The sequence below is a fragment of the Enterococcus sp. LJL99 genome, from assembly GCF_054871725.1.
Genome location: NZ_JBTXLT010000002.1, coordinates 149,727 through 175,293 on the forward strand (window position 1 = coordinate 149,727; position 25,567 = coordinate 175,293).

28 protein-coding genes and 1 riboswitch are annotated in these 25,567 nt (G+C 34.7%); of the genes, 27 read left to right on the plus strand and 1 reads right to left on the minus strand.

What is annotated here, in order from left to right:
* The first annotated feature begins 12 nt into the window (after positions 1 to 12).
* The 4 genes from hrcA to dnaJ all read left to right on the plus strand — a co-directional run bounded on the left by hrcA (position 13) and on the right by dnaJ (position 5,068).
* Positions 13 to 1,056 (plus strand): heat-inducible transcriptional repressor HrcA, encoded by a 1,044-nt coding sequence (gene hrcA, locus ACYSNW_RS03825; protein WP_461743132.1) that lies wholly within the window; start codon positions 13 to 15, stop codon positions 1,054 to 1,056.
* Positions 1,057 to 1,107: 51 nt separating this feature from the next.
* Positions 1,108 to 1,686 carry a nucleotide exchange factor GrpE gene (gene grpE, locus ACYSNW_RS03830; protein ID WP_461743133.1) on the plus strand — a complete coding sequence of 193 codons (579 nt, stop codon included), beginning with the start codon at positions 1,108 to 1,110 and terminating at the stop codon, positions 1,684 to 1,686.
* 62 nt (positions 1,687 to 1,748) lie between these two features.
* Entirely contained in the window at positions 1,749 to 3,578 is a 1,830-nt protein-coding gene (gene dnaK / locus ACYSNW_RS03835; protein WP_461743134.1) for a molecular chaperone DnaK, read from the plus strand.
* A gap of 323 nt (positions 3,579 to 3,901) precedes the next feature.
* Positions 3,902 to 5,068 (plus strand): molecular chaperone DnaJ, encoded by a 1,167-nt coding sequence (gene dnaJ / locus ACYSNW_RS03840; RefSeq protein ID WP_461743135.1) that lies wholly within the window; start codon positions 3,902 to 3,904, stop codon positions 5,066 to 5,068.
* A 65-nt stretch (positions 5,069 to 5,133) separates the two neighbouring features.
* Here the strand turns inward: dnaJ and ACYSNW_RS03845 are convergent, their stop codons facing one another.
* Positions 5,134 to 6,069: a helix-turn-helix transcriptional regulator gene (locus ACYSNW_RS03845; protein WP_461743136.1), complete on the minus strand. Its 936-nt coding sequence runs from the start codon at positions 6,067 to 6,069 to the stop codon at positions 5,134 to 5,136.
* A gap of 148 nt (positions 6,070 to 6,217) precedes the next feature.
* A riboswitch (adenosylcobalamin (AdoCbl) riboswitch) is annotated at positions 6,218 to 6,362 on the plus strand.
* Positions 6,363 to 6,571: 209 nt separating this feature from the next.
* Here ACYSNW_RS03845 and ACYSNW_RS03850 point away from each other — a divergent pair.
* From ACYSNW_RS03850 to ACYSNW_RS03960, 23 genes are all read left to right on the plus strand, one after another.
* Entirely contained in the window at positions 6,572 to 7,705 is a 1,134-nt protein-coding gene (locus tag ACYSNW_RS03850; protein ID WP_461743137.1) for a 1-propanol dehydrogenase PduQ, read from the plus strand.
* Positions 7,706 to 7,781: 76 nt separating this feature from the next.
* Entirely contained in the window at positions 7,782 to 8,126 is a 345-nt protein-coding gene (gene eutS / locus ACYSNW_RS03855) for an ethanolamine utilization microcompartment protein EutS (protein ID WP_461743138.1), read from the plus strand.
* Positions 8,127 to 8,145: 19 nt separating this feature from the next.
* Positions 8,146 to 8,718: an ANTAR domain-containing response regulator gene (locus ACYSNW_RS03860; RefSeq protein WP_461743139.1), complete on the plus strand. Its 573-nt coding sequence runs from the start codon at positions 8,146 to 8,148 to the stop codon at positions 8,716 to 8,718.
* Positions 8,711 to 10,108, plus strand: a complete 1,398-nt coding sequence (locus ACYSNW_RS03865; protein ID WP_461743140.1) for a sensor histidine kinase — start codon at positions 8,711 to 8,713, stop codon at positions 10,106 to 10,108. Before ACYSNW_RS03860 ends, ACYSNW_RS03865 begins: the two co-directional genes overlap by 8 nt.
* A 109-nt stretch (positions 10,109 to 10,217) precedes the next feature.
* Positions 10,218 to 11,645, plus strand: coding sequence for an ethanolamine ammonia-lyase reactivating factor EutA (gene eutA, locus ACYSNW_RS03870; RefSeq protein WP_461743141.1), 1,428 nt, complete (start codon positions 10,218 to 10,220; stop codon positions 11,643 to 11,645).
* Between the two features lie 52 nt (positions 11,646 to 11,697).
* On the plus strand, positions 11,698 to 13,065 hold the full coding sequence (locus ACYSNW_RS03875; RefSeq protein ID WP_461743142.1) for an ethanolamine ammonia-lyase subunit EutB: 1,368 nt from the start codon (positions 11,698 to 11,700) through the stop codon (positions 13,063 to 13,065).
* Positions 13,066 to 13,085: 20 nt separating this feature from the next.
* Positions 13,086 to 14,000, plus strand: a complete 915-nt coding sequence (gene eutC / locus ACYSNW_RS03880; RefSeq protein ID WP_461743436.1) for an ethanolamine ammonia-lyase subunit EutC — start codon at positions 13,086 to 13,088, stop codon at positions 13,998 to 14,000.
* Positions 14,001 to 14,015: 15 nt separating this feature from the next.
* Positions 14,016 to 14,669, plus strand: coding sequence for an ethanolamine utilization microcompartment protein EutL (gene eutL / locus ACYSNW_RS03885; RefSeq protein WP_461743143.1), 654 nt, complete (start codon positions 14,016 to 14,018; stop codon positions 14,667 to 14,669).
* Positions 14,670 to 14,688: 19 nt separating this feature from the next.
* A complete protein-coding gene (locus ACYSNW_RS03890; RefSeq protein WP_461743144.1) occupies positions 14,689 to 15,138 on the plus strand; it encodes a BMC domain-containing protein in 450 nt (149 codons plus the stop codon).
* Between the two features lie 13 nt (positions 15,139 to 15,151).
* Positions 15,152 to 16,612 (plus strand): acetaldehyde dehydrogenase (acetylating), encoded by a 1,461-nt coding sequence (locus ACYSNW_RS03895; RefSeq protein ID WP_461743145.1) that lies wholly within the window; start codon positions 15,152 to 15,154, stop codon positions 16,610 to 16,612.
* A gap of 81 nt (positions 16,613 to 16,693) precedes the next feature.
* Positions 16,694 to 16,972, plus strand: a complete 279-nt coding sequence (locus ACYSNW_RS03900) for a BMC domain-containing protein (protein ID WP_211272478.1) — start codon at positions 16,694 to 16,696, stop codon at positions 16,970 to 16,972.
* A gap of 215 nt (positions 16,973 to 17,187) precedes the next feature.
* Positions 17,188 to 17,817 carry an ethanolamine utilization phosphate acetyltransferase EutD gene (gene eutD, locus ACYSNW_RS03905; RefSeq protein ID WP_461743146.1) on the plus strand — a complete coding sequence of 210 codons (630 nt, stop codon included), beginning with the start codon at positions 17,188 to 17,190 and terminating at the stop codon, positions 17,815 to 17,817.
* Between the two features lie 9 nt (positions 17,818 to 17,826).
* Entirely contained in the window at positions 17,827 to 18,450 is a 624-nt protein-coding gene (locus tag ACYSNW_RS03910) for a hypothetical protein (protein ID WP_461743147.1), read from the plus strand.
* Between the two features lie 9 nt (positions 18,451 to 18,459).
* Positions 18,460 to 18,723, plus strand: a complete 264-nt coding sequence (locus ACYSNW_RS03915; protein WP_461743148.1) for a EutN/CcmL family microcompartment protein — start codon at positions 18,460 to 18,462, stop codon at positions 18,721 to 18,723.
* 19 nt (positions 18,724 to 18,742) lie between these two features.
* Positions 18,743 to 19,834 (plus strand): ethanolamine utilization protein EutH, encoded by a 1,092-nt coding sequence (gene eutH / locus ACYSNW_RS03920; RefSeq protein WP_461743149.1) that lies wholly within the window; start codon positions 18,743 to 18,745, stop codon positions 19,832 to 19,834.
* Positions 19,835 to 19,844: 10 nt separating this feature from the next.
* Entirely contained in the window at positions 19,845 to 20,300 is a 456-nt protein-coding gene (locus ACYSNW_RS03925) for an AraC family ligand binding domain-containing protein (RefSeq protein ID WP_461743150.1), read from the plus strand.
* Positions 20,301 to 20,452: 152 nt separating this feature from the next.
* Positions 20,453 to 20,893, plus strand: a complete 441-nt coding sequence (locus tag ACYSNW_RS03930; protein WP_461743151.1) for a EutP/PduV family microcompartment system protein — start codon at positions 20,453 to 20,455, stop codon at positions 20,891 to 20,893.
* Between the two features lies 1 nt (position 20,894).
* Entirely contained in the window at positions 20,895 to 21,452 is a 558-nt protein-coding gene (locus tag ACYSNW_RS03935) for a cob(I)yrinic acid a,c-diamide adenosyltransferase (RefSeq protein WP_461743152.1), read from the plus strand.
* A gap of 146 nt (positions 21,453 to 21,598) precedes the next feature.
* Positions 21,599 to 22,024, plus strand: a complete 426-nt coding sequence (locus tag ACYSNW_RS03940; RefSeq protein ID WP_461743153.1) for a pyridoxamine 5'-phosphate oxidase family protein — start codon at positions 21,599 to 21,601, stop codon at positions 22,022 to 22,024.
* A 242-nt stretch (positions 22,025 to 22,266) separates the two neighbouring features.
* Positions 22,267 to 23,004, plus strand: coding sequence for a MerR family transcriptional regulator (locus ACYSNW_RS03945; protein WP_461743154.1), 738 nt, complete (start codon positions 22,267 to 22,269; stop codon positions 23,002 to 23,004).
* The gene (locus tag ACYSNW_RS03950; protein ID WP_461743155.1) at positions 23,001 to 23,597 is read left to right on the plus strand and encodes a GNAT family N-acetyltransferase; all 597 of its coding nucleotides are present in this window, start codon (positions 23,001 to 23,003) and stop codon (positions 23,595 to 23,597) included. The genes ACYSNW_RS03945 and ACYSNW_RS03950 overlap by 4 nt, the downstream gene beginning before the upstream one ends.
* A 1-nt stretch (position 23,598) precedes the next feature.
* On the plus strand, positions 23,599 to 24,582 hold the full coding sequence (locus ACYSNW_RS03955) for an alpha/beta hydrolase family protein (protein ID WP_461743156.1): 984 nt from the start codon (positions 23,599 to 23,601) through the stop codon (positions 24,580 to 24,582).
* A 132-nt stretch (positions 24,583 to 24,714) separates the two neighbouring features.
* Positions 24,715 to 25,449 carry a metallophosphoesterase gene (locus ACYSNW_RS03960; RefSeq protein WP_461743157.1) on the plus strand — a complete coding sequence of 245 codons (735 nt, stop codon included), beginning with the start codon at positions 24,715 to 24,717 and terminating at the stop codon, positions 25,447 to 25,449.
* The last annotated feature ends 118 nt before the right edge of the window (positions 25,450 to 25,567 follow it).

Genomic DNA, 25,567 nt, shown 5'->3' on the forward strand with positions numbered 1-25,567 from the left:
AGGGTGGTAATTATGCTAACAGAAAGACAACAAAGAATATTACAGCTTATCATCCAAAACTACACACAAACAGGAATCGCTGTTGGTTCGAAACGACTGATGGCCGAAGGAATCGAATCTAGCTCTGCGACGATTCGGAATGACATGAAGACTTTAGAAGAGCATGGCTTACTTTTAAAAACACATTCTTCTTCTGGACGAATTCCTTCTATGTTAGGATATCGCTATTATGTTGACCATTTGCTAAAACCAGTCGGGCTTGAGAATAATGAAATCCAAACGATTCGGCAAGCTTTTGGAAAAGAGTTTCATGAAATCAACGATATCATTGAACAGTCAGCAGATATCTTATCAACTTTAACGAGCTATACGGCATTTTCTTTAGGACCAGAAGTCAAAGAACGTAAGTTGACTGGCTTTAGAATGGTTCCATTAAATGATCGACAAATCATTGCGATTATTGTTACAGATAAGGGAAATGTAGAAAGCCAAGTATTTCGAATTCCAGCTTCTGTTTCTAGTCAAGATTTGGAGAAAATGACTCAAATTATTAATGATAAACTTGTAGGACAACCGTTATTAAGTGTTTATCATCGATTGAGAACAGAGATACCGATGATTTTACATCGTTATTTCCAAACGCCAGAAGGCATGATGCAATTGTTTGATTCAATTTTAGGACATGCATTTGAGGATAAGGTGTTTGTAGGTGGTCGGATGAATCTTTTGGATTTTGGCGTTGAACAGGATCGCAATCAATTAAAATCTGTATATTCATTTATTCAGGATTCAGATGAAATTTCTCATTTATTGAGCGTTTCAAATGAGAATAGTCCAGCGATTTCTTTTAAAATCGGAACGGAAATCGGACATGAGTTATTGGATAATATGAGTATGATTACGGCAACATATGAAGTGGCAGATCATGGAAAAGGCACTATTGCATTGCTAGGTCCAACTAGTATGCCTTATTCAAAAATGTTTAGTTTAGTCGATACATTTCGTCATGAACTTGCATTGAAATTAGGAGCTTATTATCGTTATCTTGATGAATAAAATAATAAAAAGGAATCAAGAAACGTTGTATTAGAATATAGAAGCTACGGAATGAGAAGGGAAGTTGCTAGAGTGAACAAAAATGAAGAAACAAAAGAGGAAACAATTGAAAAGGTTGAATCGGAAGTAGTGGAAGAAGCAATGGATTCTTCTGGTGTATCTGAAGTTGAAGCAGAAAGTTCAGAATTAGATAATACTAAAGCTGAACTAGGTGAAATGGAAGATAAATTTTTAAGAGCTAGAGCAGAAATTGCGAATATGAGCAATCGTTTCAAAAATGAACGTGAACAACTTGTTCGTTATCGATCGCAAGATTTAGCCAAAAAATTATTACCAGCAATTGATAATTTAGAACGTGCATTAGCGATTCAAGTAGACGATGAGCAAGGTGCTAGTCTGAAAAAAGGAATTGTAATGGTTTTAGAAGGAATGCAAGTTGCTTTGAAAGAAGAAGGAATTGAAGAAATTCCTGCAATGGGTGTTCCATTTGATCCTAATTTACATCAAGCAGTCCAAACAGTTCCTGCCACAGATGATACACCAGCGGATACAATCGTTGATGTGCTTCAAAAAGGATACAAATTACATGATCGTGTCTTGCGTGCAAGTATGGTCATTGTTGCTCAATAAAGTAAATTAAAAGTTATGAAAAAAATAAAACAATCTGAATAGAGAATAGGAGATCTTTGATTATGAGTAAAATTATCGGTATTGATTTAGGTACAACAAATTCAGCAGTAGCAGTTTTAGAAGGCGGAGAAGCAAAAATTATTGCAAATCCAGAAGGAAATCGTACAACACCTTCAGTTGTTTCATTTAAAAATGGTGAAATTCAAGTTGGTGAAGTAGCAAAACGTCAAGCAGTAACAAATCCAGATACAATTTCATCAATCAAACGTCATATGGGTGAAGCTGGTTATAAAGTTGAAGCAGACGGCAAATCTTATACACCTCAAGAAATTTCAGCTATGATCTTACAATATTTAAAAGGTTTTGCTGAAGAATATTTAGGAGAAAAAGTTGATAAAGCAGTTATTACTGTTCCAGCTTATTTCAATGATGCACAACGTCAAGCAACAAAAGATGCTGGTAAAATTGCTGGATTAGAAGTAGAACGTATTGTTAACGAACCAACTGCAGCAGCTTTAGCTTATGGTTTAGATAAAACAGATAAAGATGAAAAAATCTTAGTATTTGACCTTGGTGGTGGTACATTTGACGTTTCTGTCCTTGAATTAGGCGATGGCGTGTTTGATGTATTATCAACATCTGGTGATAACAGCTTAGGTGGAGATGACTTTGATAACAAAATCATTGATCACATGGTAGCTGAATTTAAAAAAGAAAATGGTATTGATTTAGGTAAAGATAAAATGGCGTTACAACGTTTGAAAGACGCTGCAGAAAAAGCTAAAAAAGATTTATCTGGTGTAACTAGCACACAAATTAGCTTACCATTTATTACAGCTGGTGATGCTGGTCCATTGCACTTAGAAATGACATTAACACGTGCTAAATTTGATGAATTAACAAGTGATTTAGTAGAACGTACAAAAACACCAGTTCGTCAAGCGTTAAAAGATGCTGGCTTGAAAGCTTCTGAAATTGATGAAGTCATCTTAGTTGGTGGATCAACTCGTATCCCAGCAGTTGTCGAAGCTGTTCGTAAAGAAACAAGCAAAGATCCTAATAAATCAGTAAACCCTGATGAAGTAGTTGCAATGGGTGCAGCGATTCAAGGTGGTGTAATCACTGGTGATGTTAAGGACGTTGTATTATTAGATGTAACTCCATTATCATTAGGTATTGAAACAATGGGTGGCGTATTTACTAAATTGATTGATCGTAATACAACGATCCCAACAAGTAAATCTCAAGTATTCTCAACAGCTGCAGATAACCAACCAGCAGTAGATATTCACGTATTACAAGGTGAACGTCCAATGTCAGCAGATAACAAAACATTAGGTCGTTTCCAATTAACTGATATTCCAGCAGCTCCTCGTGGTGTGCCACAAATCGAAGTAAGCTTTGATATCGATAAAAACGGTATTGTTAATGTTCGTGCGAAAGATTTAGGTACACAAAAAGAACAAACAATTACAATCAAATCATCTTCAGGTTTATCAGATGATGAAATCGAACGCATGGTTAAAGATGCTGAATCAAATGCTGAAGCAGATAAAGCTAGAAAAGAAGAAGTTGACTTACGTAACGATGTAGATGCATTGTTGTTCACAGTTGATAAAACTTTGAAAGAACTTGAAGGTAAAGTAGATGCTGATGAAGTGAAAAAAGCAGAAGATGCTCGTGATGAACTTAAAGCAGCCGTTGAAGCGAATGATATTGAATTGATGAAAGAAAAACGTGATTCATTAAATGAAATCGTTCAAAACTTAACTGTAAAACTTTATGAACAAGCTGCACAACAACAAGCAGAAGAAAATCCAGAAGCAGCACAAGGCGGAGCAGATGATGTTGTTGATGCTGATTTTGAAGAAGTAGAAGATGAAGAAAAATAATTGATTTTTTCTGAATAATAAAATTGTGAACGAGGACGTTTAGACGTTAGCAATTTGACTAAAAAGCGTGCAATACACTAAACGTATTGTACGTTTTTTAGAAATTTTATGAAGAATTCGTTTTTTCTAGACAAGTTTAATTAAAAACAAGAGTAAATTATCTTTTTTTCGTATTTTCTAGCGCAAACAATAGATATTTTCTGATAATCTATTTAGGTTTTGTTTAAATTATGGTATGATAACAAAGATGTTTTTTACTTTTTTGAGAGTGACTTAGTAAGAGACGAGAGAATCGATTGGAATGAATAGTTGGAGGGGAACGAATGGCTACAAAGCGCGATTATTATGAAGTACTAGGTTTAGCGAAAGGTGCTTCAGATGATGAGATAAAAAAAGCGTACCGCAAACTTTCAAAAAAATACCATCCAGATATCAATAAAGAAGCTGATGCTGATGAAAAATTTAAAGAGGTTTCAGAGGCTTATGAAGTATTGAGTGATGCACAAAAAAGAGCAGCCTATGATCAGTATGGTCATGCAGGAACAGATCCTAGTTATGGCGGCGGTGCAGGTGGTTTTGGCGGCTTTGGCGGTGGTGGTTTCAGCGGCGGCGGCTTTGGCGGATTTGAGGATATTTTTGACTCTTTCTTTGGTGGAAGCGGACGAAGTGTTGATCCGACAGCACCAAGACAAGGAGCCGATTTACAATATACAATTAAGCTTAAATTTGAAGAGGCAATATTTGGGATTGAAAAAGAAATCAAATATAACCGCGAAGATGTCTGTGCAACCTGTCATGGTAATGGTGCGAAACCGGGTACGCAACCTGAAACATGTCATAAATGTCATGGATCGGGTACAATTAATGTTGAACGACAAACACCACTTGGTCGAGTGATGAGTCGTCAAACTTGTGATGTCTGTCATGGAACAGGAAAAGAGATCAAAGATCCTTGTCCTACTTGTCATGGTTCTGGACATGAAAAGAAAATGCATACCGTAAAAGTCAATGTTCCTGCTGGTGTAGAAGATGGACAACAAATGCGTTTGTCAAATCAAGGTGAAGCAGGAATGAATGGTGGACCTTATGGCGATTTATATGTAGTCTTCAATGTGCAAGAAAGTAATATTTTTGATCGAGATGGTTCAGAAATTTATTATGACTTACCATTGAGTTTCGTACAAGCCGCTTTAGGTGATGAAGTCAAAGTACCAACAGTTCATGGTGACGTCAAATTAAAAATTCCTGCTGGAACACAAACTGATACGAATTTCCGTTTAAGAGGAAAAGGAGCGCCACGTCTAAGAGGTGGCTCTAATGGTGATCAGCATGTAAAAGTGAAATTGATTACACCGAAAAACTTGAATGATGAACAACGTGAAGCATTACGTGCATTTGCTAAAGCGGGTGGACAAGATGTAAGTGAACAGCACGAAGAAGGCTTCTTTGATAAAATGAAAGATGCTTTTGGTGGTAAGAAAAAGAAATAGGTTAAAAACTTTTTAATTCATACATAAAATGTGGATGAATTAAAAAGTTTTTTTGTTTAGCCAATTTATTTAGTATATTTTTCAAGCAACTCTGCTATTCGTTTTTTTAGCTCAATTCGGACATGCTCTGGAGCGATACATTCACATTGGTTTCCTAAGCCGATAATTAAATTATAGCCAAAATCGTCTTCCATAAATGGAAACTCTACTAAAATTTCATTAGGATTATCAGTTTTCAAAGTAGTTAAGTGACCAAATTTTTCTGTTAACTGGTCTTTTATTTTATGAGAAACTTTAAGTGTAACTGAAGTGAATTTTTTTCCATAAAAAGGTTCTTTGCCTAATGCAGCTACTGGGAATTTTCGTGGTTTAAAAGAATCGTTCATTTCATTCAGTGTTGACATTCTAGAAAGTTTGAAGGTACGAAATTCGTTTTTTTCTAAGCAATAAGCTTGTACATACCAACTGATTTCTTTTAAAACGAGACGGTAAGGCTCAACAATACGTGTTGTTGGATTGCCACGATTATCGGTGTAGTCAAATTGAAGCAAATGTTGCTGATCCATAGCTTTTTTTACAGTTTCTAAAAAGGGCTGCAATGTTTCATTATTGGTCCAAGGAGTTAAATCAACCATAATTTGGTTTGTTTTAAATTCAATTTCATTAGATAAATGGTTTGGTACAAGCGTTTTTAGTTTTTCGATAGTTTGGGTAGAATGAGTAGTAGAAATATTTTTGCCTATATTTTCTAATGCAATTAGTAAAGCAGTAATTTCTGTAGTCGTAAAGAAATGTTTATCTACTTTATAGGTATCCATGATTTGAATGCCACCATTTGCACCTGGTAATGCAATAACTGGAATTCCAGCTTCACTCAAAGAGTTGATATCTCGATAAATTGTGCGAATGGAGACTTCAAATATTTCAGCTAATTGAGCAGCACTGATTTGTTTTTTATCTAGTAAGATCATTGTAATCGCTAATAAACGTTCTGTTTTCATTTGTTTTTCTTCTTTCCTGAATCAATCATTTTCTTTTTTTTAATTATAGCAAAAAAATGAATCGTGATTCAGCGACTTTTTTGTATATCTAAGAAATTTTAGAAAAAACTTGTTTCTTTTTTTCATTATGATATAATTCAATTGTAGAAATTGAATACGCATAGAGCAAGATGGAAATTTGGTTAGATTCCAATACGGTCCCGCCACTGTAAATAGCAGTTATGCTACAAGTCAGATCTTTCTAATTCTAATGCTGCCGTACTATTGTTTCGAGGCAAGACAATAGCGCATTCACAAAGTGTATTTTATTCTAAATAAGATACAGTAGGTGATACGTGTACAATGATGTACAACGGATTAGAGCCTATTTTTTGCGTTCAAAATGCAAATTAATTAAATAAAATAAAAAACACAAGGTAGTGTTTTAGCAAGCAATGAAGCTGCAAGGAAGATGATGAACGTCTTTTTTGCGGCTTTTTTGAGTAAAAGAAAGGAGCGTATGATGGAAACAATTACTTTTCCAACCACTCTTCATATTGGTGAGAATGTCTTAGAAAAATTAACTCAATATGAAAACCAACGAATTTTTATCGTTACTGATCCATTTATGGTTCAATCCAATAAAATTGAACAAATAACAAAGTATTTGAATAAAAAAAATGAGTTAAAGATTTTTAGTAATGTTGTTCCAGATCCACCAATTGAAAATGTTATTAGCGGCATGAACGCGATGGAAGAATTTCGACCGACTATTTTATTAGCAGTTGGAGGCGGTTCGCCAATTGATGCGGCAAAGGCAATGAAATTTTTTAGTCAAAAACTGGAACAAATTTCAAAAATCACTTTTATTGTAATTCCCACAACTAGTGGAACAGGATCAGAAGTAACCAATTTTGCGGTGATTACTAATCAGGATAAAGGAATAAAATATCCACTTGTTACTACAAATATTCAACCAGATGAAGCCTATTTGGCCTCAGAATTAGTTGTTAGTGCGCCAAAAACAATAACAGCTGATACTGGTATGGATGTTTTAACACATGCAATTGAATCTTATGTCTCAACAAAATCTAATGTGTTTTCCGAAGCGCTATGTGAAAAAGCTGTTGTTCTAGTTTTTGATAATTTAGTTAAATGCTATGAAAATGGTGGGAATAACGAAGCTAGAGAACAAATGCATTATGCTTCTTGTATGGCGGGAATGGCCTTCAATTCAACTTCGTTAGGTATTAATCATGGGATCGCGCATGCAGCAGGAGCCAAGCTACATATTGCTCACGGTCGTTTGAATGCGATTTTATTAAATGAAGTGATCCAGTTTAATGCAGGAGTCGGAAAATTCCAACAATTATACGACGAACAAACTGCTAAAAAGTATGCTCGCTTAGCTCTTTTAATTGGACACGAGAATACTTCAGCTAAAATGGGTGTTAAGCAGTTAGTAAGAAGTATTGATCGTTTAAGAAGACAATTAAAAATGCCTGAAACTTTAAGACAAGCAGGTGTAAGTTCTGAGGTATTTGATCAGTTTAAAGAAGAAATTGCAGAAGGTGCCTTGCTTGATGGATGTACAGCAACGAACCCAAGAATTCCTTCAAAGGAACAACTGGTACAAATTTTAGAGATGATTAAATAACAATTTTGCGTAGATTTACTTGTGACTAGAAATAAATCATGATAGTGTTAAATAATAATGAAAAAGGTGACTCGAATTGACGGATAAACAACGGATGATTCAAGAATATGTACCGGGGAAACAGATTACATTGGCACACATTATTGCCAATCCAAATCCAGAGATTTATGAAAAATTAGGTTTGCTAGATGTTGAAACAAATGCAATTGGGATTTTAACGATAACTCCAAGTGAAGCGGCAATTATAGCAGTGGATATCGCAACAAAAGCTGGAGATATAAAGATTGGTTTTATCGATCGATTTAGTGGTTCTGTCGTAATTACGGGAGATGTATCATCAGTTGAATCAGCGTTATCTGAGGTTTTGAGCGGCTTAGGAAGTATACTGGGATTTAATGAAACACACATTACAAAAACATAAAAGAAAAGGATGAACCATTATGAGCGGAAGAATTGTCATTGTCGACGATGAACCTATTACCAGAATGGATATCCGGGGAATGTTGGAAGCTGCAAGCTACAATGTAGTAGGAGAAGCGGCAAATGGAATTGAAGCAATCGAAGTTTGTAAACAACAGCACCCTGATTTAGTTATTATGGATATCAGTATGCCACTATTAGATGGTCTAAAAGCAAGTAAAAAAATTATCAGTGAAAAATATGCTAAAGCGGTGATTTTATTGACTGCCTATAGTGATAAAGAAAATATCGAAAAAGCTAAAAAATATGGTGTAAGTGGTTACTTAGTTAAACCGATTATGGAAAAGTCATTAACACCGATGGTCGAAGTAGCAATTGCAACAGGGACGAAAGCAAGGGAATATGAGCAATCGCTTGAAAAACTGAGTAAAAAGTTGTCAGATAGAAAATTAATTGAAAAAGCTAAGGGAATTATCATGGATGAACAGAAACTATCAGAGGATCAAGCGTATCAATTATTGAGAGATTTAAGTATGAATAAACGTTGTCCAATTGCTGAAATAGCAGAAATGTTTGTGATTGCTGATGATTGAGCATAGCAAAGGCATCAAAGCATTTTGTCAAGAATACACGGAACTTTCAAATGAGGATATTGCTGAATTAATTATTCAGGCAGAACAAATCATCACTAAAAATTTATATCCTGATAATGACGTTTTTATTGATGTCATGAATGATTTAACAGGAGATGTGATTGTTGTCTTTCAACGAGCGCCTGTATCAAAAGCTTCACTCTATTCAAAAAGCGTGATTGGTGAAAAAGCAGAGCGAAAAAATGAAGCGGCTGTCTATCGAACCTTTGAGACTTCCTTAAATACAATTGGCCTTTTAGCTCGTTCTCAAGAAAATGTCATGGTTCGGCAACGTGTTTATCCAATCCGCAATCAACAAAAAAATATAGGTGTGGTTATTGTAGAAGACTCTGTAAATAAACAAATGAAATCTTGTTTACCTTCTCAAACTATCGAAAAAACCAACATAGCCAATGATTTTGTGACTGATAATATTGATGAAGGGATCTTGATTTTTAATCCAAAAGGTTATTTGGTTCAAATGAATCGTGCGGCGGAAATGTACTATCAAGGATTTGGTTATTTAGATGATATCTTAGGAATGCATTATGATAATTTGTCTTTGGATATGTCTACTTTTGAACAATTGACTTATTTTAGATCAAGAAGTCCCGAACTAACATCGATGAAAAAAGAGATAGAATTTGGGAATATGTATTTTGAGTTAAAATATATCTTTGAAGAGAATGAAAATACGGTGACTTTGATTATTCACGATATTACTGAAGTGCGTAGAAAAGAAGCGGAAATCAGTGATAAAGCAGAGGTTATTAAAGAAATTCATCATCGGGTGAAGAACAATCTGCAAAGCGTTGTGTCTATTTTAAATATCCAAGCGCGCAGATCAACAAGTGATGAAGCTAAAAAAGCGTTAACTGAAAGTGTGTATCGGATTATGGCTATTGCGAGAACGCATGAATTATTGTCTAAACAATTAGAAGACAATATTTCACTCAAGTCAGTATTGGATTCTGTTATTGAAAATATGCATCGATGTTATGAAAATCTTTATCATATTCATGTTGAAACAACAATTGACCAAGAGTTGATTTTGAATAGCGATGTTGTTGTAACGATTGCCCTTGTTGTAAATGAATTAGTGCAAAATTGTTATGACCATGCGTTTACCGGTCGAAATCATGGGAATATCTATATAGATGTTACTCAAAAAAATGATTATGTGTACATTTCAATTGAAGATGATGGCGTTGGCTATGATACTGAGAAAAAAGAATTGAATAATTTAGGTATGCAAATAGTAAAAAGTTATGTTAAAGAAAAGTTACGCGGAAAAATAAAAATTACTTCAAATCATTTAGGAACTAAAACCTTTTTCTATTTTAAAAAATAAAATAAATGAATAAACAAGGATGTTTATTTAAACGTAAAGCAATGGCGCTTGAAAAATCTCGTGAAGAGTTTTTTTAAGTGCCTTTTTGTATCGGAAAGGATGTGAAAACATGCCTGAATCAATGCTAAGTGTTGGAATTGATCTAGGAACGTCAACAACCCAAATGGTGATTTCAAAGCTAACTGTAAATAATATGGCTTCGGCTTTTACGATCCCTAGAATCGAAATTACAAATAAAGAAGTGATTTTTCGCAGTGAGATTATTTTTACTCCTTTGAAAGAACCGAAAATTATTGATGTAGAAGGGATTAAAACTTTTTTAGATCAACAGTATTTAAAGTCTGGGATTCAAAAAAGTGAGATTCAAATTGGCGCAGTGATTATTACAGGAGAGACGGCTAGAAAAGATAATTCCAGTTCTGTTTTACAAGCGATGAGTGGCTATGCTGGTGATTTTGTTGTTGCTACTGCTGGACCTGATCTTGAAAGTATTATTGCAGGAAAAGGAGCAGGAGCACAAAAGTATTCAAAAGAATACCATACAACAGTCGCCAATCTAGATATTGGTGGAGGAACAACGAATATTGCCGTTTTTAAAGATGATGATTTATTGGATACCGCTTGTTTTGATATTGGCGGACGACTAGTTCGAGTCGATCCGATAACGCAAAAAATTACTTATATTGCGCCAAAATTGAAAACAATTATTCAACAAGAAAAGTGGTTAATCGAAGAAGGCATGATTGCGACTAAAGAACGACTGCAGCCAATTTTAAATACCTTAGTTGCTGTCCTTGAAAATAGTGTAGGGATTGGCGATCAGAATCCTTATTATGAATTACTAATCACTAATAAAGGGCTAAATTTGCAAAATGAAATTACTCATCTCTCTTTTTCTGGCGGAGTGGCTGATTGTATTCATGCTGATCAGATGGAAATGTTTAGATATGGAGATATTGGTTTGTTATTAGGACAAGAAATTTTCTATTCGCTTCTTTTCAAAACAAAACAGGTAATTCCTTCTGTTGAAACAATTAGAGCAACTGTAGTTGGAGCAGGTTCACATACGACTAAAGTGAGTGGGAGTACAATCACTTATCGTCCAGATACATTACCAATCAAAAATAGTCCCGTTTGTAAATTAGCTAAAGTAGATGAAGAAAAAGATTGTACGGAGTTAGCGACCATTATCAAAGAAAAATCAGCTTGGTACACAGCGGATAACGAAGAGCAGATAATTGCTTTAGGATTACATGGAAAACGTAATCCAACCTTTCATGAAATCACTGATCTTGCTCAGGCAATCGTAGCAGGTTTACAAGGACAAATTAAAGAAAAAATTCCGTTGCTAATCATAGTTCAAGAAGATAATGCAAAAGCTTTAGGTCAAGCGTTGTTTCGTTATTTACCTTCAAATTATCCATTTGTTTGTCTTGATGGGATTCAAGTGGAAAATGGGGATTATGTAGATGTTGGAAAACCAATCGTTCAGGGAAGTGTTTTACCAGTGGTAGTTAAAACTTTAGTGTTTGAGTAACACACAAGTTTTCTAATTATAAATAGTAAGTATAGAGGAGGCTTTTAAATTCATGATTTTAAAAACAAAATTGTTTGGAACCGTTTATCAATTTAATTCTGTGATGGACGTTATGGCAAAAGCCAATGAAGAAAAATCAGGGGATCGTTTAGCAGGTGTAGCCGCAGCATCATCAGAGCAACGTGTAGCGGCGAAAGTTGTTTTAGCACAATTGACGATGGAGGATTTATTTAATCATCCTGCAGTTCCTTATGAAGAAGACGAAGTAACTAGGATTATTATCGACGATATCAATCAACGTGCCTATAACCAAATCAAACATTGGACAGTAGAAGAGTTACGTGAATGGTTGTTAGATTTCAAAACAACAGATTTTGAGATTAAACAAATCGCTCGTGGATTAACATCTGAAATGATTGCCGCGGTAACTAAATTGATGTCTAATTTAGATTTGATTTATGCAGCACAAAAAATTCATATTATTAAAACTGCCAACACAACCATTGGTGAAGCAGGACGTTTTTCCGTTCGTTTACAACCCAACCATCCAACTGATGATGTCGATGGCATCATGGCAAGTGTGATGGAAGGTTTATCTTATGGGATTGGAGACGCTGTGATTGGTCTTAATCCGGTAGATGATTCGACTGAAAGTGTTAAACGTATTTTGAATAAATTTGAGGAATTTCGTAGTGAATGGCAAATTCCTACTCAAACCTGTGTTTTAGCTCATGTCAAAACACAAATGGAAGCAATTAGACAAGGAGCGCCAACTGGACTAGTTTTCCAATCGATTGCAGGTTCTGAAAAAGGAAATACGGCTTTTGGTTTTAATGCCAATGATATTGCTGAAGCGAAACATTTAGCTTTGCAACAAGGTCAAGTTGTGGGTCCAAATGTAATGTATTTCGAAACGGGACAAGGTTCTGAGCTTTCATCAGATGCCCACTATGGTGTGGATCAAGTGACGATGGAAGCTAGATGTTATGGCTTTGCTAAACGATTTGATCCATTTATGGTCAACACAGTTGTTGGTTTTATTGGACCAGAATATTTATATGATTCAAAACAGGTAATACGAGCAGGTTTAGAAGATCACTTTATGGGTAAATTATCTGGTATTTCAATGGGGTGTGATGTTTGTTATACCAATCATATGAAGGCCGATCAAAATGATGCAGAAAACTTATTGACATTATTGGGTACTGCAGGAGTCAACTTTGTGATGGGGATCCCTCATGGTGATGATGTGATGTTGAACTATCAAACAACTGGTTATCATGAAACGGCTACGATCCGTACGATGTTGAATAAACGTCCAATCAAAGAATTTGAAGAATGGCTAGAAAAAATGGGCTTCATGGCAAATGGGCAATTGACCGATTTAGCTGGTGATGCTTCAGTATTCTTAAAAAAATAAGGGAGTGAAAAAGATAAATGATGGACAAAAATGAAATCAAAACGATGATCGTGTCGATTTTAGAAGAAATGACAGATACTAATGCAACAACAACAGGTTCGACAGCCATTGAGCCAATTGAAAAACAACCTTATTCAGCTGTTCAAACCCAAGTTGAAGATGGCATGATTGATGATATTACAGAAGTTGATATTCGTAAACAATTTTTAGTTCCAAAGCCAACTGATCGTGAAGGCTACTTAAAAATGAAAGCTAAAACACCTGCTCGTTTAGGACTATGGAGAAGTGGTCCACGCTATAAGACACAATCGATGCTTCGTTTTAGAGCGGATCATGCAGCAGCTCAAGATGCAGTTTTTTCCTATGTTTCTGATGACTTGATCAAAGAAATGAATTTTGTTGATGTAGCAACTAAATGTCGTGATAAAGACGAATATGTAACACGTCCTGATCTTGGACGTCAATTTGATGAAGAAAATACTGCTAAAATCAAAAATAAAGTTAAACCAAAACAAAAGGTTCAAATAATTGTAGGTGACGGATTAAGTTCTGCGGCTATTGAAGCAAATATCAAAGAAATCCTCCCTTCAATTAAACAAGGATTAAAAATGTTTGGGTTGGATTATGATGATGATTCTGTTGTTTTTATCAAACATGCAAGAGTACCTGCAATGGATCAAATTGGTGAATTAACGGATGCGGAAGTGGTATGCTACTTGATTGGAGAACGTCCAGGATTAGTAACAGCAGAATCAATGAGTGCTTATTTAGCCTATAAACCAACAGTGGGTATGCCAGAAGCAAGAAGAACGGTCATTTCGAATATTCATAAGGGTGGGACACCGGCAGTAGAAGCAGGTGCGTATATTGCTGAATTGATCCACAAAATGTTAGAACATAAAAAATCTGGTATTGACTTAAAAGAAGTTGAATAAGGAGGAAATGCAACGATGAAAAATGAGCGTTTAGGAGCAGATGTACTAAGTGTAAAAGTTATCTCAAATGTAGCGCCTTCAATGGCCAAATCTCTAGATTTAAAACCTGAGCATCGTAGTTTAGGTTTAGTGACTTCCAATTGCGATGATGTTACGTATGTTGCCTTAGATGAAGCAACGAAAGCAGCTGCTGTAGAAGTTGTTTATGCAAAAAGCTTTTATGGTGGCGTGGATAATGCAACAACTAAATTAGCTGGTGAAGTGATTGGCATTATTGCAGGACCTAGTCCAGCAGAAGTCAAAAGTGGCTTAGCAGTCATTGTTCAAGAAATCGAATCGGGGCCAAGTTTTTATAGTGCAAACGATGATAATTCAGTTCCTTACTTTGCTCATTGTGTTTCTCGAACGGGAACACATTTGTCAAAAGAAGCAAATATTGAAGAAGGTTCGGCTATCGCCTATCTAATTGCTCCCCCATTAGAGTCAATGTATGCCTTGGATGCTGCCTTAAAAGCAGCAGATGTTGAAGTTGCTGCTTTTTATGGTCCGCCATCTGAAACTAATTTCGGTGGAGCTTTATTAAGTGGAAGTCAATCAGCTTGTAAAGCAGCTTGTGATGCATTTGCAGAAGCAGTAATGATGGTGGCAGAAAATCCAACCACTTATTAAAGGATGGTGAAAAGTCAAAATGATAGAAGCTTTAGGAATGATTGAAGTAACAGGTTATTTAGGTGCAATCAGTGCAGCAGACGCGGCTTTAAAAGCTGCTAATGTTCAACTTTTACGCTCTGAAAAAGTCAAAGGTGGAATTACAACGATTGAGTTAGTCGGCGATGTAGCAGCAATTACTGCCGCAGTGGATGCGGGGAAAATGGTAGCAGAGAAGCTAAACTGTTTAAGAGCAAGTCATGTGATTGCTCGAATGGATCCTGCTGTGCAAAACTTATTATTAGATGATAGAGAAGAAACTAAAACGACCGTTGAAAGTTCGATTGAAAGTGAAACAATTGTGGATATTGAAGTAATCGAAATCGAAGAACCAGTAATAGAACAAGAAGTAATCGTAGAAAATAAAAGCCCAAAAAAGAAGAAAAAAGAAAACAAAGCAAAAGAGAAGAAAGATCAGAAGAAAAAGTAGAGGAGCGTAACGGATGAAAACACTGGATAAAGATTTAGCTTCAATCCAAGAAGTGAGAGATCTATTGACCTCTGCTAAAAAAGCACAACAGACATTAGCCAAAATGTCTCAAGCACAAATTAATCAGATCTGTGAAGCGATTGCGCAAGCTGCATATGAAAATCGTGAAAAACTAGCCAAAATGGCAAGTGAAGAAACTGGTTTTGGATTATGGCAAGATAAAATTGTCAAAAATAGCTTTGCTTCAAAATTTGTATGGGATTATATCAAAGACATGAAAACTGTCGGTATTTTAAAAGAAGATCAAGAGAAAAAAATAATTGATATCGCTGTACCTGTTGGTGTGGTAGCTGGATTGATTCCGTCAACAAATCCAACTTCAACTGTTATATATAAAGCCTTGATTTCAATCAAGGCAGGAAATGCGATTGTCTTTTCACCACATCCGAATGCGCTTGGAGCCATCTTAGAAACCATCAAAATTATTTCTGAAGCGGCGGAACAAGCAGGCTGTCCTAAAGGGGCGATTGGTTGTATGCAAACGCCAACGATGCAAGGAACGGATGAATTGATGAAGCATCGTGATACCGATCTAATTTTAGCAACGGGTGGTTCAGCAATGGTTAAAGCGGCTTATTCTTCAGGCACACCAGCTATTGGTGTTGGCCCAGGAAACGGACCAGCTTATATTGAAAAAAGTGCAGATATTCCTTTAGCAGTAAAACGAATTTTAGATTCGAAAACATTTGATAATGGCACAATTTGTGCTTCAGAACAGTCAATTATCGTTGAAAACAGTAATCGAGAAACTGTCATTAACGAGTTAAAAAAACAAGACGCGTACTTCTTGTCAAAAACAGAAGCAGAGACATTAGGGAAATATATTATGCGTACAAATGGTAGTATGAATCCGCAAATCGTTGGGAAATCTGTTCAAACGATTGCACAATTGACTGGTTTGAGTATTCCACAAGAAGCTCGTGTCTTGATTGCGGAAGAAACACAAGTCGGACCAAAAGTTCCTTATTCACGCGAAAAACTGGCGCCAATTTTAGCCTTCTATACCGTCAATAATTGGGAAGAAGCGTGTGAATTATCAATGGATATTCTTTACCAAGAAGGTGCAGGACATACAATGATGATTCATTCTCAAGATGATCAAATTATTCGTGAATTTGGGTTGAAAAAACCTGTTTCCAGAGTACTAGTCAATACACCAGGAGCCTTAGGTGGAATCGGAGCGACTACAAATCTAGCACCTGCACTGACATTGGGTTGTGGAGCAGTAGGGGGAAGTTCTACTTCTGATAATATTAGTCCAGAAAATTTATTCAATATTCGTAGAATCGCGTACGGAGTCCGCGAATTAGAAGATTTAAGAGAAAACACACCTGTTACAACAACAATTGCGCCAATTAATGAAGCGCAACTTGTAGATACTATCGTTGAACGGATTTTAGCAAAGTTACAATAATATTATTTAATATTATGTAAATAAATAATTTTTACTCATTTAACAAAAAAACAAAAACAATACTTTAGGAGGAATTATATTATGAACGCAAATGCATTAGGAATGATTGAAACAAAAGGATTGGTAGGAGCAATTGAGGCAGCAGATGCCATGGTAAAAGCGGCAAATGTAACATTGATTGGTAAAGAACAAGTGGGTGGCGGATTAGTTACAGTTATGGTACGTGGTGATGTTGGTGCGGTGAAAGCAGCAGTTGATGCTGGAGCAGCAGCGGCTGAGCGTGTTGGAGATTTATTATCTGTTCATGTAATTCCACGTCCACATACTGAAGTAGATGCTATTTTACCACCAGTAAAATAATTACCTGAACGCTTGAAAATAGTTAACTGATTTAACCTATACGATTTTTATAGTAATCAAACGTTGAACGTTTGGAAAAAGGAGCATTGTTTGAACAATAAAATGTTGATCGAATGCTCCTTTTTTTCAAACGAAAAATAATTGTGTTTAAAGTATCATTTGATCAATCTCTTTTTAAGAATTAAGGGAAAAAAGTAGCAGAGGTGAAACATGTAATGAATGAACAATTGATTGATAATTTGGTAGAACAAGTTGTCGCAAAATTGAGTGAAGAACAAGGTTTTTTAGTAGAAGCGAGTGGTCGTCATGTTCATCTATCTCAAGAACACATTGAGGCTTTATTTGGTAAAGGGTATGAATTGACGATTGATAGATATCTATCCCAACCGGGACAATTTGCGGCTAAAGAACGAATAACGGTATTAGGACCAAAAGGGGCACTTCATAATGTAGTTATTTTAGGGCCAGCGAGAGCTGCTTCCCAAGTTGAAATATCTGGAACGGATGCGTTAACTTTAGGGAAAAAAGTATTGGTTCGAGAAAGTGGCGATATTGAAGGAACACCTGGGATTGTATTGATTAATAATGATCGAGTTGTTTCATTGGAAAAAGGCTTGATTATTGCTAAAAGACATGTTCATGTATCGTCAGAAGATGCTATAAAATGGAATCTTAGTCAAGGTCAAATCGTGAAAGTACGAATCAATAGTGAACAACGGGCATTGATTTTTGATGATGTAGTGATTAGAGTTAGTGATAAATTTGCGACAGCAATGCATATTGACTATGATGAAGCGAATGCCTGCTCTTTTAAAAAAGGAGTTCGTGGCTATATTGTAAAGTAGGGATAAAGAATGAAGACACTTGAATTTGAACAATTAGTGGAACGTGTGACAGCAAAAGTCATGGAACGACTACAAGTACAACGAATGACTCAAAAAGTGATTTTATTAGGGAATAATCAATCATTTATTTCTAATGAGACGTTTAACTACTTACAAAAACAGCAAAAAAGTAAAAAAAGGAAGTTAGTCATTTTAACCGAAATTTCTTTTGAGAATTTAGTCAATAGTTTACAGTTTCATCCACAAAATGAAACAGAAAAAATGATTGTTGAAGCAATTAAAGCAGGAGACGATTTTCTGATTATCAAAGAAGGTAGAACCTATCTATCCTTACTAAAACAAGGAAGATACGGGCTGAAACAAAAAATTCAAGAATTCGAAAAGCAATTTCATCGTTATGGAGCAAAGTTTATGGCTCTTTCTGAGTTAAAGGAAGAACCCATTTTGAACCATTGCTCACCTCCTTATGAAATTCTAACAGATAAAAAAATTCTTACGTATCATGAACTTCTTACGTTAAACTTGAATCCAGCATCAACACTAGAACTTTCAAGTACAGTTAAACTAACAGACTATGCAAAAGATTATCTTCGAGAACAGAGAATCAATATTCGTATAATAGATGAGAAATGAGGGATTTAAATGTTCATCGGTCGTGTAAAAGGGAGTTTATGGGCAACCAGAAAAGACGAAAAGTTAAATGGATTAAAGTTTTTAGTTGTTGAATTAGATGAATACCATGGACCTCATAATTCGCTTGTCGCTGCAGATAATGCTGGAGCTGGAATCGATGATTTAGTTTTGGTTTCTACAGGTAGTTCTGCCAGAATGTCATTAGAAAATTCAGAGATTCCTGTGGATGCGGTGATTATAGGAATCATTGATTCAGTTGAAATGAATGAGTAGAAATGAGGATGAGATATAGATGAGTATCAACGAAATTATTATGTATATTATTGCATTTTTTATGGTATTAGGGGCCATTGATAAATGTATTGGAAATAAGTTTGGTTTAGGGGAGCAATTTGAAGAAGGAATCATGGCAATGGGCGCTCTGACACTATCGATGGTTGGGATTATTACATTAGCTCCTGTTTTAGCTACATTTTTAAAACCAGTTGTGGTTCCCTTGTATACTGCATTAGGAGCTGATCCAGCCATGTTTGCAACTACTTTATTAGCTAATGACATGGGCGGGTTTTCATTGGCTGTAGAATTAGCACAAGATCCACAAGTCGGGTTATTTGCTGGAACGATTTTAGGGGCGATGATGGGACCAACAATTGTCTTTACGATTCCAGTAGCATTAGGAATTATTGAAAAAGAAGACCAAAAATATTTGGCAACAGGTGTTTTATCTGGCTTAATCACGATTCCAATCGGTTGCTTTGTCGGAGGTTTAATAGCTGGTTTTCCAGTCGTTATGTTATTAAAAAACTTAGTTCCTATTTTACTTGTTGCTATTTTGATCATGATTGGTCTTTGGCTAAAACCAGATGCAATGATTAAAGGATTTACCATATTCGGTAAAATTGTTGTAATGGTAGCAACAGTGGGACTAGTCTTAGGTGCATTGCAATTATTAGTAGGAATTACAGTAATCGAAGGAATTACTCCAATTTCAGAAGGAATTGAAGTAGTTGGTGGTATTGCTTTAACATTAGCTGGTGCTTTTTGTTTAGTCTTTGTGATTACCAAAGTATTCAATAAACCTTTGATGAAATTAGGGGAACTATTAGGAATGAATGACGTCGCAGCTGCTGGAATGGTCGCAACTTTGGCAAATAGTATCCCAATGTTCCAAATGATGAAAGATATGGATCCAAAAGGAAAAATAATTAATGTCGCTTTTGCAGTATCAGCTGCTTTTGTATTGGGAGATCACTTAGGGTTCACTGCTGGTGTCGCAAAAGAAATGATTTTTCCAATGATCGTTGGGAAACTGGTTGGTGGTGTAACGGCAGTTGTAGTCGCTATTTTTATGGCGAATCGTATGTTAAAAAAAGAAGCAAAGTAGGTAGACAAGTATGAATAATCTAAATGAAGAAACCATTCGTTCAATCGTTCGAGAAGTGTTGACTGAACAACTATTTGCAAAAGCTAATTTAACAAAAATTGTTGATCCAAGTGGGATTTTAGCGATTAAATTACCAGAATTAAATGTTTCAGAGGAAGATCGCTTAGATACTGGTAATCCAGCTCATAAAGTTTATTGTAAAGATTTAGTGTCTCTAGCAGAAAGTCCTCGTTTAGGTTGTGGACTTATGGTAATGGAAGATACTACTTTCGATTGGTTACTAGAGTACGATGAAATCGACTATATTATTGAAGGTCAACTAGATGTTTTGATTGAAGGACGGAAAATTTCAGCTGGACCTGGCGAAATAATACTAATTCCAAAAGGAAGTAACATTCAATTTTCGGTTACTGGAAATGCTCGTTTTGTTTATGTTACTTATCCTGCGGATTGGCAAAATCAATAAATCAAAGACAACTTAAAAATTGGATAAGTAATTAGGGAGTGTCTGAAAACTATTGGAGAATTTGAATTTCTTAACTTTTTCTGACACTGCCTAATTTTTAAGCTATCTTTGAATTTTTACTAGAAATAGAACAATTATTTGGAGAGGATAAGATGAAGAAAGTTATTTTTGTTGGAGCAATTGGTTGTGGTAAAACAACTCTTTTGCAGAAACTACAAGGAAAAGAACTAACCTATAATAAAACACAGGCAGTTGAATTCCATGATCAAATTATTGATACACCAGGTGAATTTATTGAACATCGTAATTATTATAGTGCGTTGTTGACGACAGCTGTTTCCGCTCAAGTTATTGTTTTATTAGCTAGTGCGATTGATAAAAAGCAAACCTTTTCCCCTCTTTTTACCTCAGCTTTTACCAAACCCTGTATTGGTGTGATTACCAAAATCGATTTAGCTACAGAATCAGAAATTGAGCTAGTAAAAAAGCAATTACAGCTTGCAGGTGCCAGAGAAATTTTTCAGGTCTCATCAGTTGCGGATCAAGGAATTAAGGAATTACGTGAGTATTTAGAAAATAAGGAGAATTCTTAAGATGAAACTTTATACTAAAACAGGTGACAAAGGTCAAACAAGCATCATTGGTGGCGAAAAACGAAGCAAGGCTTCTGATAGAGTGGAAGCCTATGGCACAATTGATGAACTAAATTCTTTGATTGGTTATATTCTGAGTCAAATGCAAACCTATCGAGAAATTCAAAAAGAATTAAAAGAAATTCAACAAATTTTATTTGATTGTGGGACTGATTTGGCAACACCTAATAGCTCTAAAGGTTATCGGACAACAGCTGAAATGATAGTATGGTTAGAGGAGCGCATTGATAAATATAGCAGTATTCCGCCAGAATTAAAAGAGTTTATTTTACCAAGTGGTTGTCCAATTGCAAGTTTATTACATATGGCTAGAACTGTGGCTAGAAGAGCGGAACGATGCGTTGTTCGGGTTCAAGAAGAGGAAGAAATTAATTGTGAAGCGTTGATTTTTCTTAACCGCCTTTCTGATTATTTTTATGCGGTTGCTCGCTTAATCAATTATCGTGAAGGAAGACCAGATATAAACTATCGTCGCAATGGTCAAATTTTTTACAATTAAAAAGTTGACGATATTAAAAATCAGAAACAGTTAAATGCTAAATTAATCAACTATTTTTCTAAACCTTGACAGTCAGTTGTCAGGGTTCTTTTGCTAGAATGAATTTGTCAATCAGACAATTATAAAAATAAAGGGGTAAAATGATGATGAATGATACAAAAGAAAAATTTCTTGAAATGATGGCTGGGCAAGATGAAATGGCCTTAGCAACCTGTGTAGGTGAAATTCCCAATGTTCGTATTGTAAACTTTTTCTATGATGAAACGAAGAAATGTGTGTTCTTTTCAACATTTAAAGGAAATGAAAAAATTGCGGAATTTGAACAAAATCCAAATGTTTCTTTTACAACGATTCCAGTAGGAACACCAAATCATGTTCGAGTTCATTACGGAAAAGTCAAAAAAAGTCAACAAACAGTCTTTGATGTTGCTGAACAATGGATTGCTAAAATTCCAAGTTATGCAGAAAATATTGAACAAGCGGGAGCAATGCTAGAATTATATGAAATTCATTTTTCAGAAGCGATTGTAATTTTAGGAATGAATAGTCGAGAAACGATTCAAATTGATTAAATTGCTTTCAGATTTAATAGTTTAAAACTAAAAAACATGATAGATATTTTATTCTTGGTCTGGACTGAGAAAATATTTATCATGTTTTTTTCATTTAGGAATAAATTGAGTTTTTTATCTTTAAAATACTAATAGGACTAAATATTTGGTAAAATCCATTTTTTCAAACTCGCTAAAAAAACTTATTGACTATGTGGTTACCACATGGTTTATACTGGTGATACAGATTAGGAGTGAAGCAGATGAAGTTACTTACAACCGGACAACTGGCGAAACTTTTTAATATCACTAAATACAAAATTAGATATTACATTGAACAAGATATTTTAACTACAAGTAAGGTTGAACAGAATGGGTATCAATTATTTGATGAATCAGATATTTACCGTTTATATCAAATTATTATATTTAGGGATATTGGATTATCGATTGAGGCAATAAAAAATATTTTGGAGAATGAAACGATTGATGAAGAACTGTCCAAAGTAGAAAAAAATATTGAATTAAAAATTAAGGAACTTAACGAAATTAAACAATTGGTAAGTCAGATAAATATAGCTAAAGAAAGATATCAATTAGATGAAATTGTTTTTTTAGAATATCCAGATCGGTACCTTAATGTTCTCTCAAATCAGTTTCTTTCAGAAAATGAAATTGATTATTTAAAAATAGCTACTGATGAAAATTTTGATAACTTACAAGAAATTTATTATTTATTTTCGGAAGAAATGCAACTTGTTGCATATACAAAAGGTTCGATTCAAGATTTTGATTTTCCAATTCTGTCTGGAACGTATATTTCAAAAACATTCGTTGTTGATGATGAAGCGATGCTTTTAGAACAAATTCAATTGTTTTTAAGCGATCCACTAGTAACCTTAAAAAAATATAGTTACAAAGATCTACTTATTTTTGAAAATATTCATTGTTCGTTAGCTTATAATTCTAAAATGCTCTACACGATTGAGGTAAAATTATGACAATCTCTATTAACCCCGCTTCCTATTTTGAACACAACAAACTGGTTATTTCGATTGCAGAGTTAGTGATTTATGGATTTGAAGCGAAATTTACACACGCTTTTTTTACTAAAATAGAAGTAGAAAAAATTGCATATGCATTAAGTGAGTGTCTCTGCAAATCTTCCCCTAACAATTTATTGATTGCTCATAATAATGGCAATATTTGTGGTTGTCTCTATTTTACTAATAAAAAGACTCAAAGAATTTCAATTGAAAAAAGTCTCCTTATTTTTTTAAGCTTTTGCAAACGATTAAAATTATATATTTTCCTATTTTTTTTAGAACATAAACCTAAACGAAATGAAACGTATATAGATTTTCTTACTGTTTCTCCTAAATTTAGAGGAAATGGCATCGGAAAAGCATTGATTCTACAGTGTAAAAAAATGAATTCTAAAAACAAAATTACTTTATATGTAGCAAAAGAAAATAAGATTGCAATAAATTTATATAAGAAACAGCTATTTCAAATAAAGAATAAAATGACTAGCAGAAGTGGTAACTATTTAACAGGTATTACTAGCTGGTATTTTATGGAATGGATTGAATAATATGAAAAAAATAATATGGATTATTTTTCTTTGTGTTATCTTCCTATTTGGCATTTTTCTAGTTGGAAATAATTATCAAATGACGGAAGAAAAAGTTTCTATTTCAACAACGGGAGGCAATCTATCGGCGGTAATGACCTTTCCTAAAAAGAAAAAAATAAAAGGAGTGATTATTTTTGTTCATGGAGATGGAGCTCAGTTGGCAACTCAAGATGGTGGTTATTATCCTTTAATGGAACGATTTGCTAAGCAGGGGTATGTTTCAATTTCCTGGGATAAGTTAGGTGTTGGCGGGTCGTCAGGAAACTGGTTAAGTCAATCTATGAATGATCGAGCAAACGAAGTCTCACAAGTAATCAGTTGGTTGAAATCAGAGCACAGAGATGTAACAAAAAGTATTGGACTTTGGGGTGCAAGTCAAGCGGGATGGGTAGTCCCAAAAGTGATGAATGATTCTAAAAATACTATTGATTTTGCTCTTCTTGTTGCACCAGCTATCAATTGGATTAGGCAAGGGGAGTATAATACTATTTGGCAAGCAAAAGATAACAATGAATCATTAAAGGAAGCGCAACAGAATTTTAAAAGTGATGTTGAAATAATAAAAAAATCTGATACATTCGATATTTATAAAAGAAATGGTGGAACTGATACTATGACAGAGAATCGATATCAATTTGTAAAAAGAAATATGGAAGTGGATATTACTGAAGATCTTAAGGAAACAAGTCAACCCATTGCTCTCATTTTAGCTGAAAATGATAAAAATGTGGATTCAAAAGAAACGATTCAAGTTTATGAGGACAATGTAAAGGCCAAACTATTAGATACTAAAATAATCAATAAGGTTGACCATCAAATGATCAATTCCGCCATTGCTCAATCTAATCTATTAATTAATATAGTTGGATTAATGGTACCTAAGTATTTATTAATTGATAAAGAATACTTGGAGTTTTGTGAAAAGTATGTAGCGAACCAATAAGATGCGATCAAAAGTAGCCATTTTTAAGAATTGAATATATATTTTTTTGCTTGAATGGATCATGGGATTTATATTGCTAGTACTTTAAAATAGTCTATAATTAAATAAACAAGTGTAGGGGAGTGAAGAAAATTGAAAAAATATCTATATGCCATTGGTGATATTCATGGAGAATATGATCTTTTTGAAAAGCTCTTAGAGGATTTTGATGAACAACAGCATCAACTTGTTCTGATTGGTGATTTAAATGATCGAGGGCCGAGAACAAAACAATGTTTTTTGCGTGGAAAAGAATTAGTTGAAAAATATGGTGCCATTTATTTGCGAGGGAATCATGAAGAATATTTTTTACAATTTTTGAATAGTCCTGAAGATTGGTTTCCAAGTTATGTTCATAATGGCGGAAAAGAAACGATGGAAAGTTTACTACATAAAGGAGCGATTGAAGAATATTCACCAACTGAAATAGCGATGATGATTCGTAGCCATTACAAGGAGTTAATTAATTTTTTGATGGAACGTCCATTATTTTATGAGTGGCATAATTATATCTTTGTTCACGCAGGAGTTGATTTAGAAAAACAAGATTGGAAAAAGACTAGTCCGCATGATTTTATTTGGATTAGAGAAGCGTTTCATAAAGGTAAAAATCAGACTGGGAAAACCATTGTTTTTGGTCATACTATTACTCCAATGCTCCATGGGGATATGCAAACAACGAATCTTTGGTTTTCAGATCATAAAATTGGAATCGATGGCGGCGGAGTATTTGGCGGTTCGATTCATGGTGTTATTTTTGATGAAAAAGGAATTGTCCAAGATATTGAATATCAAAATTTAAAAGGTCCTTGGCAACCGAGCATTTAGTTGTTTGGTTTAGTCAAAAATGAAGTACTGGAACAGCTAGTTCTTGATCTTAAACCGTTAACAGCTATAAAAAAGAATTAGAATATGCTAGAATGGTAGAGATGTTAAGGAAAGAGGG

Coding starts and splice junctions, on each gene's coding strand:
- hrcA (WP_461743132.1), top strand. CDS start 13: ATGCTAACAGAAAGACAACAAAGAATATTACAGCTTATCATCCAAAAC.
- grpE (WP_461743133.1), top strand. CDS start 1,108: ATGAGAAGGGAAGTTGCTAGAGTGAACAAAAATGAAGAAACAAAAGAG.
- dnaK (WP_461743134.1), top strand. CDS start 1,749: ATGAGTAAAATTATCGGTATTGATTTAGGTACAACAAATTCAGCAGTA.
- dnaJ (WP_461743135.1), top strand. CDS start 3,902: ATGGCTACAAAGCGCGATTATTATGAAGTACTAGGTTTAGCGAAAGGT.
- ACYSNW_RS03845 (WP_461743136.1), bottom strand. CDS start 6,069: ATGAAAACAGAACGTTTATTAGCGATTACAATGATCTTACTAGATAAA.
- ACYSNW_RS03850 (WP_461743137.1), top strand. CDS start 6,572: ATGGAAACAATTACTTTTCCAACCACTCTTCATATTGGTGAGAATGTC.
- ACYSNW_RS03860 (WP_461743139.1), top strand. CDS start 8,146: ATGAGCGGAAGAATTGTCATTGTCGACGATGAACCTATTACCAGAATG.
- ACYSNW_RS03865 (WP_461743140.1), top strand. CDS start 8,711: ATGATTGAGCATAGCAAAGGCATCAAAGCATTTTGTCAAGAATACACG.
- eutA (WP_461743141.1), top strand. CDS start 10,218: ATGCCTGAATCAATGCTAAGTGTTGGAATTGATCTAGGAACGTCAACA.
- ACYSNW_RS03875 (WP_461743142.1), top strand. CDS start 11,698: ATGATTTTAAAAACAAAATTGTTTGGAACCGTTTATCAATTTAATTCT.
- eutC (WP_461743436.1), top strand. CDS start 13,086: ATGGACAAAAATGAAATCAAAACGATGATCGTGTCGATTTTAGAAGAA.
- eutL (WP_461743143.1), top strand. CDS start 14,016: ATGAAAAATGAGCGTTTAGGAGCAGATGTACTAAGTGTAAAAGTTATC.
- ACYSNW_RS03890 (WP_461743144.1), top strand. CDS start 14,689: ATGATAGAAGCTTTAGGAATGATTGAAGTAACAGGTTATTTAGGTGCA.
- ACYSNW_RS03895 (WP_461743145.1), top strand. CDS start 15,152: ATGAAAACACTGGATAAAGATTTAGCTTCAATCCAAGAAGTGAGAGAT.
- ACYSNW_RS03900 (WP_211272478.1), top strand. CDS start 16,694: ATGAACGCAAATGCATTAGGAATGATTGAAACAAAAGGATTGGTAGGA.
- eutD (WP_461743146.1), top strand. CDS start 17,188: ATGAATGAACAATTGATTGATAATTTGGTAGAACAAGTTGTCGCAAAA.
- ACYSNW_RS03910 (WP_461743147.1), top strand. CDS start 17,827: ATGAAGACACTTGAATTTGAACAATTAGTGGAACGTGTGACAGCAAAA.
- ACYSNW_RS03915 (WP_461743148.1), top strand. CDS start 18,460: ATGTTCATCGGTCGTGTAAAAGGGAGTTTATGGGCAACCAGAAAAGAC.
- eutH (WP_461743149.1), top strand. CDS start 18,743: ATGAGTATCAACGAAATTATTATGTATATTATTGCATTTTTTATGGTA.
- ACYSNW_RS03925 (WP_461743150.1), top strand. CDS start 19,845: ATGAATAATCTAAATGAAGAAACCATTCGTTCAATCGTTCGAGAAGTG.
- ACYSNW_RS03930 (WP_461743151.1), top strand. CDS start 20,453: ATGAAGAAAGTTATTTTTGTTGGAGCAATTGGTTGTGGTAAAACAACT.
- ACYSNW_RS03935 (WP_461743152.1), top strand. CDS start 20,895: ATGAAACTTTATACTAAAACAGGTGACAAAGGTCAAACAAGCATCATT.
- ACYSNW_RS03940 (WP_461743153.1), top strand. CDS start 21,599: ATGAATGATACAAAAGAAAAATTTCTTGAAATGATGGCTGGGCAAGAT.
- ACYSNW_RS03945 (WP_461743154.1), top strand. CDS start 22,267: ATGAAGTTACTTACAACCGGACAACTGGCGAAACTTTTTAATATCACT.
- ACYSNW_RS03950 (WP_461743155.1), top strand. CDS start 23,001: ATGACAATCTCTATTAACCCCGCTTCCTATTTTGAACACAACAAACTG.
- ACYSNW_RS03955 (WP_461743156.1), top strand. CDS start 23,599: ATGAAAAAAATAATATGGATTATTTTTCTTTGTGTTATCTTCCTATTT.